Below are 14,166 nucleotides of genomic sequence, written 5' to 3'. Positions count from 1 at the left end.
AGATCGCATGACCGATCCGTACTTCAACGCCCCTCTCTCGGAGGTCGACCCCGAGATCGCCGAGGTCCTCGAGCGCGAGCTGAACCGCCAGCGCGGATTCCTCGAGATGATCGCGTCGGAGAACTTCGTTCCCGTCTCGGTGCTGCAGTCGCAGGGCTCGGTGCTGACGAACAAGTACGCCGAGGGCTACCCCGGTCGTCGTTACTACGGCGGCTGCGAAGAGGTCGACGTCGCCGAGTCGCTGGCCATCGAGCGCGCCAAGCAGCTGTTCGGCGCCGAGTTCGCCAACGTCCAGCCCCACTCGGGCGCCTCGGCCAACGCCGCGGTGCTGCACGCGATCGCCCGCCCCGGCGACACGCTGCTGGGCCTCGCCCTCGACCAGGGCGGTCACCTGACCCACGGCATGAAGATCAACTTCTCGGGCCGCCTGTACGACATCGTCGCCTACGGCGTCGACCCCGAGACCAGCGTCATCGACATGGACGAGGTGCGCCGCCTCGCCCTCGAGCACAAGCCGAAGGTCATCATCGCCGGCTGGTCGGCCTACCCCCGCCAGCTCGACTTCGAGGCGTTCCGCGCGATCGCCGACGAGGTGGGCGCCCTGCTGTGGGTCGACATGGCGCACTTCGCCGGTCTCGTCGCCGCGGGCGTGCACCCCTCGCCGATCCCGCACGCGCACGTCGTGTCGACGACCGTGCACAAGACGATCGGTGGCCCGCGCTCGGGCCTCATCCTCACCAACGACGCCGACCTGGCCAAGAAGATCAACACCGCGGTCTTCCCCGGCCAGCAGGGCGGCCCGCTCATGCACGTCATCGCCGCGAAGGCCACGGCGTTCAAGCTCGCGATGACGCCGGAGTTCAAAGAACGCCAGGAGCGCACCCTGCGGGGCGCGTCGATCCTCGCCGACCGCCTCACCCAGGACGACGTGAAGAACGCCGGCATCGCCGTGCGCTCGGGCGGCACCGACGTGCACCTCGTGCTCGTCGACCTGCGCGAGGCGGAGATCGACGGCAAGCAGGCCGAAGACCTGCTGCACGACATCCACATCACGGTCAACCGCAACGCGGTGCCGAACGACCCGCGTCCGCCGATGGTGACCTCGGGCCTGCGCATCGGCACCCCGGCGCTCGCGACCCGCGGTTTCGGCGACGCCGAGTTCACCGAGGTGGCCGACATCATCGCGCTCGCGCTGATCCCCGGCGCCGACGTCGAGGCCCTGCGCGCACGCGTCGCGACCCTCGCCGACGCCTTCCCGCTGTACCCCGACCTGCACCAGTGAGCCCCGGGCCGGGGCGGGGCTGCTGCGGCGGCCCCGTCTCGGCGGGCGGTCGCGCACACGGCGGGCCGCCCCCATCGACACCCAGGAAGAGGGACGCCATGACGGCGACGATTCTCGACGGTAAGGCCGCGTCGGCGGCGATCAAAGCGGAGCTCACCGAGCGCGTCGCGGCCCTGCGCGCGAAGGGCGTGGTCCCGGGTATCGCGACGGTGCTCGTGGGCGCCGATCCCGCCTCGCAGCTGTACGTCGGCATGAAGCACAAGCAGTCCGAGGCGATCGGCATGAACTCGATCCAGGTCGAGCTGCCCGCCGAGGCCACGCAGCAAGAGGTGGAGGCCGTCATCGACCGCCTCAACGCCGACCCCGAATGCCACGGCTACATCGTGCAGCTGCCGCTGCCGAAGCACATCGACACCGATCGCGTGCTCGAGCGGATCGATCCGGCGAAGGATGCCGACGGCCTGCACCCCACGAACCTCGGGCGTCTCGTGCTCAACGTCAACGCCCCGATCCACACGCCGTTGCCGTGCACCCCGCGCGGCGTCATCGAGCTGCTGCTGCGCAACGACTACGACCTGAAGGGCAAAGAGGTCGTCGTCGTCGGCCGCGGCGTCACGATCGGCCGCTCGATCGGGCTGCTGCTGACCCGCCGCGAGATCAACGCCACCGTGACCCTCACCCACACTGGCACCGCCGACCTGGCGAAGCACCTGCGCGAGGCCGACGTCATCGTCGCCGCCGCGGGAGTGAAGCACATCGTGCGGGCCGCCGACGTCAAGCCGGGCGCCGCGGTGCTCGATGTGGGCGTCACGCGCGAGACCGACCCCGAGACCGGAAAGTCGCGCGTGTACGGCGACGTGCACCCCGACGTGGCCGAGGTCGCGGGCTTCGTCTCGCCCAACCCCGGCGGGGTCGGACCGATGACCGTGGCCCTGCTGATGACCAACGTCGTCGAGGCGGCCGAGCGGGCGGCATCCGCCTGAGGGTGAACCGCGCGCAAGCACGGGCTGAACAGCCTTCGCGGCGCGCGCAAGGTGTTCCCCACAGGGAGCCGGACGTGGGATCGTTGATGCATGACTGAGTCCGTGCTGAACGACCTCCTCCGCCGCGTCACCGAGAGCGGCCTGCTCGACGACGCCCAGATCGACGAAGACAGCGTCATCGGGTCGGGACACCTGGACGCCGCCGGCGTCGAGGTGGAGGTCGACCTCGACCCCGAGATCGACGAAGAAGACGCCCCCGACCTCGACGCGATCATGAGCAACCTCAAGGACGTGCTCTCGGTCGGCGAAGAGCGCTGGCGCGCGATCGTCGAAGAGGTCGCGAGCGACATCGAAGACGCCCTCGACGACGACGAGCTCGATGCCGACGTCGACCTGCGCACCGACCTCGAGGCGATCGGCGTGGGCGTGTTCGCCGACGCCATCATCGTGGTCTTCGCCGGTCAGACCTCGTTCCCCGACGCTCTCGTGCACGTGCAGCTGACGCCCGAGCTCGAGGTCGAAGACATCGAGATCGTCGGCGACGACGACGAAGACGACGAAGACGAGGACTGACCCTCGACACCACGAAGGGCCGGACGAGTGATCGTCCGGCCCTTCGTCGTTCTCGGGATGCGGTCGGCGCTCAGATGATCGCGGCGCGCAGCTCGGCGGCGGCGGCGCCCACATCGGGGGCGCTGTAGATGGCGCTGCCGGCGACGGCGACCTGGGCGCCCGCCTTCTGCACGTCGGCGATGCTCGATGCGTTGACACCTCCGGCGACCGAGAACGGCACGCCCGAGGCTTCTCCGTCACGCAGCAGCGTGGCGAAGGTGAAGCCCTCTTCGGCCTGCTCGTCAAGGCCGGCGTGCATCTCGACGAACTCGGCGCCGAGGGCGATGACCTCCTTGGCACGGGCCGGCTTGTCGGCGACCCCGATGAGGTCGACGACGACGCCCTTGCCGTGCTTCTTGGCGGCGGTGACGGCTCCGACGATCGTGCTGTCTCCGGCGCTGCCGAGCACCGTCACGAGGTCGGCTCCGGCGCCGAAGGCGATGTCGGCCTCGAGCTCGCCGGCATCCATCGTCTTCAGATCGGCGAAGACGATCTTGTCGGGGTGGGCCTTCTTGATGGCGGTGATGGCCGAGAGGCCCTCGCTCTTGATGAGCGGGGTGCCGAGCTCGAGGATGTCGACGTGCGGGGCCGCGGCGGCGGCGAGGTCGAGGGCGGCCTCGGTGGTGAGGGTGTCCATGGCGAACTGCAGCTTCATTCGGGGGTCCTGACTGTCGGGGTGGAGGGTCATTCGAGATTCGCGTGGCGGGGCCACAAGTCGTCGGCCGAGAGGCCCGAGCGCTGCCAGAGCGCGTCGAAGATCGCGTCGCCGATGAGAACGACGGCCTGCTCGAACAGGCCGCCGGCGTATTGGGTGGATGCCGTGCCCGAGCGATCGAGCTTCGTCGCGGCGGGCACCACGACGAGGGCGTCCGCCGCCCGTCCGAGGGGCGAGTCGGGCGCGGTGGTGATCGCCACGACGCGGGCGCCGACCTCGGTGGCCGTCTCGACGGCGCGGACGATGCCGGTCGTCGTCCCCGAGCCGCTCGCGGTGAGGAGCACGTCGCCGGCGCGGATCGCGGGGGCGGTCGTCTCACCGACGACGTGCACGGCGAGGCCGAGGTGCATGAGGCGCATCGCGGTCATCTGCAACGCGAGGCCCGAGCGCCCGGCGCCGAGGACGAACACGCGGTCGGCGCCGCCCAGCACCTCGAGCACGTCGTCCGCGTTGTCGCCGGTGGCGAGGCTGTCGACGACCGAGGTCAGCTCTTCCGAGATGCGGGTGAGGGATGCCGCGATGCCGGTGTCGGGGGAGGTCATGTCTCCATGCTTCGCCGGGGGAGCGGAGCGCGTGGCCGGTCGACCGCACGGGTCGACCTACCCGATCGGGTAGGTTCGCCTCCGTCGGCTAGGTTAGGGCGGGTGAAGTCGTCCGCCGAGTTGTCGTCTCCCGCGTCCCGCGTCCTCGTCATCGAGCACGAACGCATCGTCGCCGAGCAGGCCGACCGCCACGCCGTGACGCTCGAATCGGTGCTGGCGATCCTGCGGTCCACGCGCCTCGACGACCGGGCCGCGCGCGCCCTCGCCGTGGAGACGGCGGCCGCCGCCCTCGTCGTGCTGCGAACCTCGACCGATCAGCAGCGCAGCGCCCTGCTCGAACCCGTCACCGGGGCCTTCGCCCGGTTGCGCACCGACCTCCGCCCGCTCGTCCGTCACGGCGACCTCGATGTGCAGTTCGTCGAGCCGCCGGCGACCGGCCGCGCCCTGCCCGGCGAAGTCGCGCACGAGGCGCGGGCGATCGTCCGCAGCGCCGTGCTCGCCCTGCTCGACCGGGGCACTCCGCACCGCGTGCGCATCCAATGGGACTGCGACGGGCTGAACCTGCTCATCGGCATCCGCGACGACGGAGCCGGCACCCTCACCGCTCACGACGACTCGCTGGGACCGATCGTCGAGCGGGTCAGTGCGCTCAACGGGGCGTTCGACGTCGCCTCGACCCCCGGGTGGGGGTCGGAGCTGTCGGTCGTGCTGCCGCTCGATCCGCCCCCGCGACCCGACTTCCTCGACGAGGCGGTCGACCTCAGCCCCCGCGAGAGCGAGGTGCTCAGCCTGGTCGTGGCGGGCTCACGCAACCGCGCGATCGCCGAACGCCTCGGCATCAGCGAGAACACGGCGAAGTTCCACGTGTCGAACCTGCTGCGCAAAGCCGGCGTCTCGACGCGGGCCGAGCTCGCGGCGCTCGGAACGGCGCGCGCTCAGTAACTGTCGCGCTGCGCCGTGCGCCCGGTGACGAACCGCGCCGCCAGCGCCTCGGACGCGCGGGCGAGCAGCGCCACGTCGGCACCGACCGCGACGAAATCGGCGCCGGCGTCGATGTAGGCCTCGGCCACCGCCGGGTCGAACGCGTTCACGCCGACCGGAGTACCGGCATGCTTCGCCGCGGCGAACACGCGATGCACCGCCGCCACGACGTCGGGGTGCGACTGCTGACCGAGCAGACCCATCGAGGCCGAGAGGTCGCTGGGGCCGACGAAGATGGCATCCACCCCCTCGACAGCGGCGATGTCGGCGGCGTTGTCGACGCCCGTCGTCGTCTCGATCTGCACCGTGAGAGAGACGAGCTCGGCGGCCTCGGCGAGGTAGCCCTCGACGCGGTTCCAGCGGGCGCTGCGGGCGAGGGCGCTGCCGACTCCGCGCACGCCCTGCGGCGGGTACCGCGTGGCGGCGACCGCGGCCCGCGCCTCGTCGGCGGTCGAGATCATCGGCACGATGAGGTTCTGCGCGCCCAGGTCGAGCACTCGCTTGATGGTTACGGGATCGTTCCACGGCACCCGCACGACCGGGGTGACCGGGTAGCCGGCCGCCACCTGCAGCTGGGTCAGGACCGACTCGAGCGAGGTCGCGGAGTGCTCCAGGTCGAGCAGCAGCCAGTCGAGGCCCGAGCCCGCGGCGACCTCGGTGATCGTGGCGTTGCCCGAGCACACCCACATGCCCGCGAGGGGGCGGTCGGATGCCGCGAGGGCGGCCCGGAAGGTCGGGGTCAGACGAAGCGGCACGAGATCGTTCCCATCGGTCCGTAGTCGCACAGCACGTCGTCGCCCTGCGACACCCACATCGGGCGCGTGAACGATCCTGCCAGGATGATCTCGCCCGCCTCCAGGCGAGCGCCGTGCTGGTGGAACTTGTTCGCCAGCCACGCCACCCCCGTCGCCGGGTGCCCGAGCACGCCCGCGGCGACGCCGGTCTCTTCGATCTCGCCGTTGCGGCTCAGCACGCCCGGAACCCAGCGCAGGTCGATCTCGTCGGGGCGCTTGTGCACGTCGCCGAGCACCATCGCGCCGTAGGCGGCGTTGTCGCTGATCGTGTCGACGATCGTGCGGCCCTCGAGCTCGATGTGCGAGTTGAGCACCTCGAGAGCAGGCACGGCGTAGTCGATCGCGGCGAGGGCGTCGTCGAGCGTGCAGTCGGGGCCCTCGAGCGGGGTCTTCAGCACGAACGCCAGCTCGACCTCGATGCGCACGTTCGAGAACAGCGCGACCGGGATCTCGTCTCCCGAGCGGTACACGGTGTCGTCGAACATCACGCCGTAGTCGGGCTCGGTGATGCCCGTCGCCTGTTGCATCGCCTTCGACGTCAGGCCGATCTTGCGCCCGACGAGGGTGCGCCCCGCGGCGATCTGCGTATCGCGCCAGCGACCCTGGATCGCGTAGGAGTCTTCGACCACGGCATCCGGATACCTCGCCGTGATCCGCGGGATCACCGCGTGCGCGCGGTCGGCCTCGGCGAGCTCGGCCGCGATGGCGTCGATCTGTGCGTCGGTGAGCATGGGGTCTCCTTGGTCGGTCTCACGAACCTCGTCCCACTTTTGGTGGAGCGTGTCCCACTTCTGGCTGGTTGAGGGGGTGCCCAACCAGCCAAAAGTGGGACATGGGTGGGCTGGACGGCCTGCTGCTGTGCGCGCGTCCCATTTTTGGTGGAGCGTGTCCCGAATTCGGCTGGTTGAGGGGTGCCCAACCTGCCATAAGTGGGACATGGGTGGGCGGGCGCTGGCGCTCGCTGGGCGGGCAGGCGGCGGCTTACAGCTGGTTGCCCAGCTTGAACTCGCCAGCGCCGACCTCTTCGGGCGCGCGGGTGTAGCTGAAGCCGTCGGCACCGATCGTCACGGCCATCTCGCTCGAGTCGGTGCGGGCGCGCACGGGCTGAGGCTGACCGTCGAGGTCGAGCACGAGCGAGCCTTCGGTGTACCACGACGGCACGACGGGGTTGCCCCACCAGTCGCGGCGCTGGTTGTCGTGCACGTCCCACGTGACGACCGGGTTGTCGGGGTCGCCGGTGTAGTAGTCCTGCGTGTAGATCTCGACGCGGTGGCCGTCGGGGTCGCGCAGGTACAGGTAGAACGCGTTCGAGACGCCGTGGCGGCCGGGGCCGCGCTCGATGGCATCCGAGCGGCGGAGCGCGCCGAGCTTGTCGCAGATCGAGAGGATGTTGTGCTTCTCGTGCGTCGCGAAGCACACGTGGTGCATGCGGGGTCCGTCGCCGCCGGTCATGGCGGTGTCGTGCACGGTGGGCTTGCGGCGCATCCAGGCCGCGTAGACGACGCCCTCTTCGTCTTGGATGTCTTCGGTCACGCGGAAGCCGAGCGACTGCATGAAGTTCACCGCGCGGGGAACGTCGGGGGTGATCTGGTTGAAGTGGTCGAGGCGCACGAGCTCGCCGGGGGAGTACAGGTCGTAGCGCCACGACAGGCGCTCCTGGTGCTCGGTGTCGAAGAAGAACTCGTACGGGAAGCCGAGGGGGTCGACCACGCGCACCGAGTCGCCGATGCCCTTGGTGAACCCGTTCGGCTCGCGGCGCACCTCGCAGCCGAGCTCCTCGTAGAACGCGACGGCCTTGTCGAGGTCGTCGGCCGACCGCACGCGGTACGAGAAGGCGGCGACGGCCGCGACCGGGCCCTGGCGGAGCACCAGGTTGTGGTGGATGAACTCCTCGGTCGAGCGGAGGTAGATCGCCTCATCGTTCTCTTCGGTGATGTGCAGGCCCAGGATGTCGACGTAGAAGACACGGGATGCCGCGAGGTCGGTGACCACGAGCTCCATGTACGCGCAGCGCAGGATGTCGGGCGCGGGAGAGGTGGGCGTGGGGATGGGGTTGGAGGCCTCGATGGGGGCCTCCTGCGAGACGAAGAATCCCGACGAGGTGCGGGTCATCTGGCTGCGGTCTGTCATGTCGCGTCCTTGCGTGTGAAGAGGGGCGGATGCCGGAAGGGTGGGGTATCGGCTCAGCGACCAGTCGTCGCGGAGGTCCCTGAGCCTGTCGAAGGGACCGGTGGTCGGGCGGTGGCTTCGACAAGCTCAGCCACCTGATGGCGGCTCAGCCACCGGCGGCGGGGCTCAGTGCCCCTGCGCCTTGCCGAAGGTGGGGTTGTGGGCGGGGCCGAGCGTGATGTGCACGGCCTGCTGGTCGGTGTAGAAGTCGATCGAGCGGTATCCGCCCTCGTGGCCGAGCCCCGAGGCCTTCACCCCGCCGAAGGGGGTGCGCAGGTCGCGGACGTTGTTGGAGTTCAGCCACACCATGCCGGCCTCGACGTTCTGCGCGAACAGGTGCGCGCGCGTGAGGTCGTTCGTCCACACGTAGGCGGCCAGGCCGTACTTCGTGTTGTTCGCGAGGGCGAGGGCTTCGTCGTCGGTGTCGAAGGGGGTGATCGCGACGACCGGGCCGAAGATCTCCTCCTGGAAGATGCGCGCGTCGGGGGCGACGTCGGCGAACACGGTGGGGCGCACGAAGTTGCCCTCGTCGAAGCCCTCGGGGCGACCGCCGCCGGCGACCAGGCGCCCCTCGGCCTTGCCGAGCTCGACGTACGACATGACCTTGGCGTAGTGCTCGGGGTGCACCAGAGCGCCCACCTCGGTGTCGGGGTCGTCGGGGAAGCCGACCTTCACGCGGTCGGCCTGAGCGGCGTAGCGCTCGACGAACTCGTCGTAGACCTCGCGCTGCACGAGGATGCGGCTACCCGCGGTGCAGCGCTCGCCGTTGAGCGAGAAGACTCCGAAGATCGTCGCGTCGATCGCGGCGTCGAGGTCGGCGTCGGCGAACACGATCGCCGGGCTCTTGCCGCCCAGCTCCATCGAGAGGCCCTTCAAGAAGGGCGCCGCGTTGGCGAAGATCAGCTGACCCGTCGAGCTCTCGCCGGTGAACGAGATGAGCGGCACGTCGGGGTGCTTCACGAGGGCGTCGCCGGCGTCTTCGCCGAGACCGTTGACGAGGTTGAACACGCCCTCGGGCAGGCCCGCCTCCTCGAAGATGCCGGCCCACAGCGACGCCGACAGGGGCGTGAACTCGGCGGGCTTGAGCACCACGGTGTTGCCGGTGGCGAGAGCGGGGCCGAGCTTCCACGACTCGAGCATGAAGGGGGTGTTCCACGGCGTGATGAGGCCGGCGACCCCGATCGGCTTGCGGTTCACGTAGTTGAGCTGGCGCCCGGGCACCTTGAAGGCGTCGTCGGTCTGGGCCACGATCAGGTCGGCGAAGAAGCGGAAGTTCTCGGCCGCACGCCGCGCCTGACCGAGCGCCTGCGTGATCGGCAGGCCGGAGTCGAACGACTCGAGCTCGGCGAGGCGCTCGTCGCGCGACTCGACGATGTCGGCGATGCGGTGCAGCACACGCGAGCGCTCGCGCGGCAGCATCCGGGGCCAGGGTCCCTCGGTGAAGGCCTTCCGCGCGGCGGCGACGGCGAGGTCGATGTCGGCCTTCTTGCCCGCGGCGGCGGTGAGGTAGGTCTGGTTGGTCACCGGGTCGAGAACGTCGAAGGTGTCGCCGTCGACCGAGTCGACGAAGCGGCCCCCGATGTAGTGCTGGATGCGCTCGGGCAGATCGGCGGGGATTCGGCGGGCGGTGGTGAGCGGGGTGGTCATGGGTGCTCCTTCGGTGAAGAGGGGTGGATGCCGGGTGGCAGGCGATCCGCGACGGCGATGTCGTCGGGGCGCGGGGTCATGGCATCCGGAACTGTCTTTCGAGGTCAGAAAGCGGGGAGGCCGAGCACCTGGTCGGGGTGCTCGTGGATCATGTACGCGTCGAGGGTGGCCGAGCGGTGGCGACGCGAGACCTTCTCGATCTCGGCCAGGGGAGCGCCGTTCTCGATGAGCACGAGGATGTTCTCGTGCTCGCGCACCGACTCCGCGGCGCGGCCCGGCACAAAGCTGAACGTCGAATCGCGCAGGTGCCCCAGGCGCGCCCACTCGGCCTGCACGAGCTCGAGCATGCGCGGATTGGCGCACTTCTCGAACAGGATCGCGTGGAACTCCTGGTTGAGCGCGGTGAAGGCGCGCGGGTCGAAGTGCTCGAGCGTCTCGACCATGAGCTCGTTGACCTGGCGGGCGCGACGAACGTCGTCGGCGGTGAGCGCGCGGGCCGACAGGGCGGTGGCGGCCCCCTCGAGCAGGCTCAGCGCTTGCATGCTGAAGCGGTAGGCCGTGTCGTCGACCATCGACACGCGCGCGCCGACGTTGCGCTCGAACATCACCAGACCCTCGGCCTCGAGCTGGCGGATGGCCTCGCGCACGGGCACGACGCTCATGTCGAGCTCACCGGCGATCGAGCCGAGCACCAGGCGGTAGCCGGGGGTGAACTCCTGCGACGCGATGCGCTGCTTGATCCACTGGTACGCCTGCTGCGACTTGCTCTTGGTGGGCTCGGTGCCGGGTCCCTGAGCCTGTCGATGGGGTCCCTGAGCTTGTCGAAGGGCCATCATGCGTTCCTCTCGCTCTCGTAGCGCGCGCGCCATTCCGCGTTCATCGGGAACAGCCCCTCGATCGGGTGACCGGATGCCACCTGCTCGGCGATCCACGCGTCTTCGGCCTCTTGCGCCAGGGCGGCGTCGACCACCTCTTCGGCGATCCCGGGCGGGATGACGATCACGCCGTCGCCGTCGCCCACGAGGATGTCGCCGGGCTCGACGGTCGTGCCGCCGCAGCCCACGGCCACGTCGGTCTCCCACGGCACGTGGCGGCGGCCGAGGACCGCCGGGTGCGCCCCGGCGGTGAAGACGGGGATGCCCACCGCGGCCACGGCCTCAGCGTCGCGGACCCCGCCGTCGGTGACGATGGCCGCAGCCCCCCGGGCGTGCGCGCGGATCGCGAGGATGTCGCCGAGCGTGCCGGAACCGGTTTCGCCGCGGGCCTCGATGACGATGACCTCGCCCTCGCCGACCGCGTCGAACGCGCGCTTCTGGGCGTTCTGGCCGCCGCCGTGCGAGGCGAAGAGGTCTTCGCGGTGGGGGACGAAGCGCAGCGTGCGCGCCATGCCGACGAAGCGGCTGCCCGGGGTGAGCGGGCGCACGCCGTCGATGGTGACGTCGTTGAGGCCGCGCTTGCGCAGCTGCCCGCTGAGGGCGGCGACCGGCACGCGCGAGATCTTGTCGCGCAGGGCGGGGGAGAGGGCGGGGGCCGCGGGGCTGAGGCCAGCCGCCTCGGCCGAGCCCCACGCCTCGGTGCGCTGGGTGTCGTCGACCGCGGGGAGCGAGCCGATCGCGGCATCGAACGACTGCGCGCCCTGGGTCACGGTCGTGCGGAGCCGGCCGGTCGAGAGGGCGCCGGCATCCACCTGCACCTCCACCACGTCGCCGGGGACGACCACCGACGAGCCGGCGGGGGTGCCGGTGAGGATCACGTCACCGGTCTCGAGGGTGAAGTGCTGCGAGAGGTCGGCGACGATCTGGGCGAGCGAGAAGATGAGGCCCGCGGTGGAGTCGTCCTGCACGAGGTCGCCGTTCACCCACGTGCGCAGGCGCAGGGCGGTGGGGTCGACCTCGTGGGCGTCGAAGAGCGCGGGGCCGAGCGGGGTGTATCCGTCGCCGCCCTTGGAGCGGACGTTCGAGCCCTTGTCGTTCGCGCGGAGGTCGTAGAGACCGAAGTCGTTCGCGGCGGTGACGGATGCCACGTGCGACCACGCGGCATCCGGAGTCACCCACCGAGCCGGCTCGCCGATGACGAGCGCGATCTCGCCCTCGAACGCGAGGAGCTCGGTACCCGCGGGGCGCACGATCTCGGACCCGGATGCCGCGAGCGAGCTCGACGGCTTGAAGAAGTACGACGGGGCGGCCGGTCGACGACCGCGCTGATCGGCGCGCGAGCCGTACGACAGGTGGACGGCCACGATCTTGCCCGGGCGACCGCCGAGGACGGTGAACCGGGGGTCGGTGGTGTCGTTCATGAGGCTCCCTTGCGTCGTATCCGAAATCGTATACGATGACGAACGCCCCAGCAACACCGCGCCTCGTCGCCGACGACGACGTCCCGGGGTCTGACGATGACGTCTCGAAGGAGTCCCCATGTCCCGCTCTCAGCCACAGGGCTTCACGCCCACCGGCACCATCTCCACCCCGAAGGACCGCCGCCGCGTGGTCTTCGCCACCGTTGTCGGCACCACCGTCGAGTGGTACGACTTCTTCCTCTACGCCTCGGCCGCCGGCCTCGTCTTCGGCCAGCTGTTCTTCGCTCCCGCCGGCCCCGGCATCGCGCAGATCCTGTCGTTCCTCACGGTGGGTCTGAGCTTCTTGTTCCGCCCGCTCGGCGCCTTCCTCGCCGGCCACCTCGGCGACAAGTACGGCCGCCGCGTCGTGCTCATGCTGACGCTCATCATGATGGGCGCCTCGACCACGCTCATCGGCGTGCTGCCGACCTACGAGGTCATCGGCGTCGCGGCTCCCGTGCTGCTGATCCTGCTGCGCGTGCTGCAGGGCATCTCGGCCGGTGGCGAGTGGGGTGGCGCGGTGCTCATGGCCGTCGAGCACGCCCCCAAGACCAAGCGCAGCCTGTTCGGCGCCTCGCCGCAGCTGGGCGTGCCCCTCGGCCTGCTGCTCGCGAGCGGCATGCTCGGCCTGATGGCCGTCATCGCCCCGGGTGACGCGTTCTTCGCGTGGGGCTGGCGCGTGCCGTTCCTGCTGTCGTTCGTGCTGATCCTCGTCGGCTACTACGTGCGCAAGAAGGTCGAGGAGAGCCCGGTGTTCGTCGAGCTCGCCGAGCGCAAGGAGCAGACCCGGATGCCGATCGTGCAGCTGTTCCGCAAGCACTCGCTGCTCGTGATCATCGCGGCGTTCGTGTTCGCCGGCAACAACGCCGTGGGCTACATGACGACCGGCGGATACATCCAGCGCTACGCGACCAACCCCGACGGCCCCCTGGGCCTCGCCACCGCCGACGTGCTCGGCGCCGTGACCCTGTCGGCCATCACCTGGCTGATCTTCACGTGGCTCGGCGGATGGCTCGGCGACAAGATCGGCCGCCGCAACACCTACATCATCGGGTGGCTCTCGATGCTCGTGGCGATCGTCGCCCTGTTCCCGCTCGTCAACTCCGGCAGCATCGTGCTGCTGACCATCGGTCTCATGCTGCTCACGGTCGGCCTCGGCCTGACCTACGGCCCGCAGGCCGCGCTGTACGCCGAGCTGTTCCCGGCATCCATCCGCTTCTCGGGGGTGTCGATCGCCTACGCGCTCGGTGCCATCCTCGGCGGCGCCTTCGCCCCGACCATCGCGACGGCCCTGGTCGATGCGACCGGAACGACCGTGTCGGTCACGGTGTACCTCGCGGTCATGGCCGTGCTCGGTCTCGTCGCCACGATGCTGCTGCGCGACCGCAGCGGCATCCCCCTCGGCCCCGACCACGAGGCCGAGCAGGAAGTGAGCCCGATCCGCGGGCTGTCGAAGGTCTGAGTCGGTCGACGGACGGCCCTGTCGCGCTCCGGCGCGGTGGGGCCGTTCGTCGTTGCGTGGCGCGCGGTCGGCGCTCACAGCAGGGCTCCCAGTGCCATCAGCGCCGTCGAGCCACCCATCGCGGTGTGGTGCGCGCGGTCGGCGGGCGACCCGTTGCGCATCCGGTGCGCGGATGCCGCGGTGTACGCCACGGCGAGAGCGGCGCAGATCCCGGCCAGGGTCGGCCCGCCGTGGGCGTGCGTCGCAGCGGCGGTCGAGAACGGGTCGCCGTGCGTCGACGACGCGATCAGCGCGGCCATGACCACGAGGCCCGCGGGGGTGTAGACGCCGTGCTCGCCGCGCCCTGCACGCCACCGGCGCGATGCGCTCGAGACCAGCGCGGCGGCGAGGAGGACGGCCGCCCAGGCGATCGGAGCGATGAGGTGGAGAGCGGCCGCATCGAGCATCGCGGCGGTCATCAGCACCGACGCGACGATCCGCTCCCGACGCTCGTCGGCGCGACCGGAGCGCGCGCAGCACGAGGCGACGCCCGAGCAGACGAGGGCGGCTCCATGGGCCGCCAGCTCCAGCGTCATCGTCGGCCCTCGGCGCCCGCGCGCGACGGCCGCGTCGAGGGTCGTCGCTGCCGGATCGAACGCATGACG

Annotated in this window: 14 protein-coding genes; 5 read left to right on the top strand and 9 right to left on the bottom strand. The window is 70.5% G+C overall.

Annotated features, from left to right (window positions below; translation table 11 throughout):
* Positions 1–7: 7 nt before the first annotated feature.
* From glyA to FS769_RS02875, 3 genes are all read left to right on the top strand, one after another.
* Entirely contained in the window at positions 8–1,282 is a 1,275-nt protein-coding gene (gene glyA, locus FS769_RS02885; RefSeq protein ID WP_144829134.1) for a serine hydroxymethyltransferase, read from the top strand.
* Positions 1,283–1,380: 98 nt separating this feature from the next.
* Positions 1,381–2,265, top strand: a complete 885-nt coding sequence (locus tag FS769_RS02880; protein WP_144829132.1) for a bifunctional methylenetetrahydrofolate dehydrogenase/methenyltetrahydrofolate cyclohydrolase — start codon at positions 1,381–1,383, stop codon at positions 2,263–2,265.
* Positions 2,266–2,355: 90 nt separating this feature from the next.
* Positions 2,356–2,838 (top strand): cytochrome C5, encoded by a 483-nt coding sequence (locus FS769_RS02875; RefSeq protein ID WP_144829129.1) that lies wholly within the window; start codon positions 2,356–2,358, stop codon positions 2,836–2,838.
* Positions 2,839–2,908: 70 nt separating this feature from the next.
* Here the strand turns inward: FS769_RS02875 and hxlA are convergent, their stop codons facing one another.
* Positions 2,909–3,532 carry a 3-hexulose-6-phosphate synthase gene (gene hxlA / locus FS769_RS02870; RefSeq protein ID WP_144829126.1) on the bottom strand — a complete coding sequence of 208 codons (624 nt, stop codon included), beginning with the start codon at positions 3,530–3,532 and terminating at the stop codon, positions 2,909–2,911.
* Positions 3,533–3,561: 29 nt separating this feature from the next.
* Positions 3,562–4,134 (bottom strand): 6-phospho-3-hexuloisomerase, encoded by a 573-nt coding sequence (gene hxlB / locus FS769_RS02865; protein WP_144829123.1) that lies wholly within the window; start codon positions 4,132–4,134, stop codon positions 3,562–3,564.
* Between the two features lie 102 nt (positions 4,135–4,236).
* Here hxlB and FS769_RS02860 point away from each other — a divergent pair, with 102 nt between their 5' ends.
* The gene (locus FS769_RS02860; protein ID WP_260856205.1) at positions 4,237–5,076 is read left to right on the top strand and encodes a helix-turn-helix transcriptional regulator; all 840 of its coding nucleotides are present in this window, start codon (positions 4,237–4,239) and stop codon (positions 5,074–5,076) included.
* On the opposite strand, the gene FS769_RS02855 is transcribed toward FS769_RS02860, so the two are convergent.
* The 6 genes from FS769_RS02855 to FS769_RS02830 form a co-directional block, all read right to left on the bottom strand.
* Positions 5,070–5,870 (bottom strand): HpcH/HpaI aldolase/citrate lyase family protein, encoded by an 801-nt coding sequence (locus FS769_RS02855; RefSeq protein ID WP_144829117.1) that lies wholly within the window; start codon positions 5,868–5,870, stop codon positions 5,070–5,072. The two genes, FS769_RS02860 and FS769_RS02855, sit on opposite strands and share 7 nt — an antisense overlap.
* The gene (locus FS769_RS02850; protein WP_144829114.1) at positions 5,855–6,640 is read right to left on the bottom strand and encodes a fumarylacetoacetate hydrolase family protein; all 786 of its coding nucleotides are present in this window, start codon (positions 6,638–6,640) and stop codon (positions 5,855–5,857) included. Before FS769_RS02850 ends, FS769_RS02855 begins: the two co-directional genes overlap by 16 nt.
* A 250-nt stretch (positions 6,641–6,890) precedes the next feature.
* Complete coding sequence (gene hpaD, locus FS769_RS02845) at positions 6,891–8,039, bottom strand: 3,4-dihydroxyphenylacetate 2,3-dioxygenase (protein ID WP_144829111.1); 1,149 nt, start codon at positions 8,037–8,039, stop codon at positions 6,891–6,893.
* A 165-nt stretch (positions 8,040–8,204) separates the two neighbouring features.
* Positions 8,205–9,725: a 5-carboxymethyl-2-hydroxymuconate semialdehyde dehydrogenase gene (gene hpaE, locus FS769_RS02840; RefSeq protein ID WP_144829108.1), complete on the bottom strand. Its 1,521-nt coding sequence runs from the start codon at positions 9,723–9,725 to the stop codon at positions 8,205–8,207.
* 104 nt (positions 9,726–9,829) lie between these two features.
* A complete protein-coding gene (locus FS769_RS02835; protein WP_144829105.1) occupies positions 9,830–10,558 on the bottom strand; it encodes a GntR family transcriptional regulator in 729 nt (242 codons plus the stop codon).
* Positions 10,558–12,021, bottom strand: coding sequence for a fumarylacetoacetate hydrolase family protein (locus FS769_RS02830; protein WP_144829102.1), 1,464 nt, complete (start codon positions 12,019–12,021; stop codon positions 10,558–10,560). Before FS769_RS02830 ends, FS769_RS02835 begins: the two co-directional genes overlap by 1 nt.
* A gap of 118 nt (positions 12,022–12,139) precedes the next feature.
* Here FS769_RS02830 and FS769_RS02825 point away from each other — a divergent pair, with 118 nt between their 5' ends.
* Entirely contained in the window at positions 12,140–13,522 is a 1,383-nt protein-coding gene (locus tag FS769_RS02825; protein ID WP_144829099.1) for an MFS transporter, read from the top strand.
* A gap of 74 nt (positions 13,523–13,596) precedes the next feature.
* On the opposite strand, the gene FS769_RS02820 is transcribed toward FS769_RS02825, so the two are convergent.
* On the bottom strand, positions 13,597–14,097 hold the full coding sequence (locus tag FS769_RS02820) for a hypothetical protein (RefSeq protein ID WP_144829096.1): 501 nt from the start codon (positions 14,095–14,097) through the stop codon (positions 13,597–13,599).
* Between the last annotated feature and the right edge of the window lie 69 nt (positions 14,098–14,166).

Origin of the sequence: Microbacterium sp. BH-3-3-3 (genome assembly GCF_007679045.1) — a bacterium.
GTDB classification, from domain to species: domain Bacteria; phylum Actinomycetota; class Actinomycetes; order Actinomycetales; family Microbacteriaceae; genus Microbacterium; species Microbacterium algihabitans.
The sequence above is the reverse complement of the archived record's forward strand: the minus strand, read 5'-3'. Positions and strand labels throughout refer to the sequence as shown.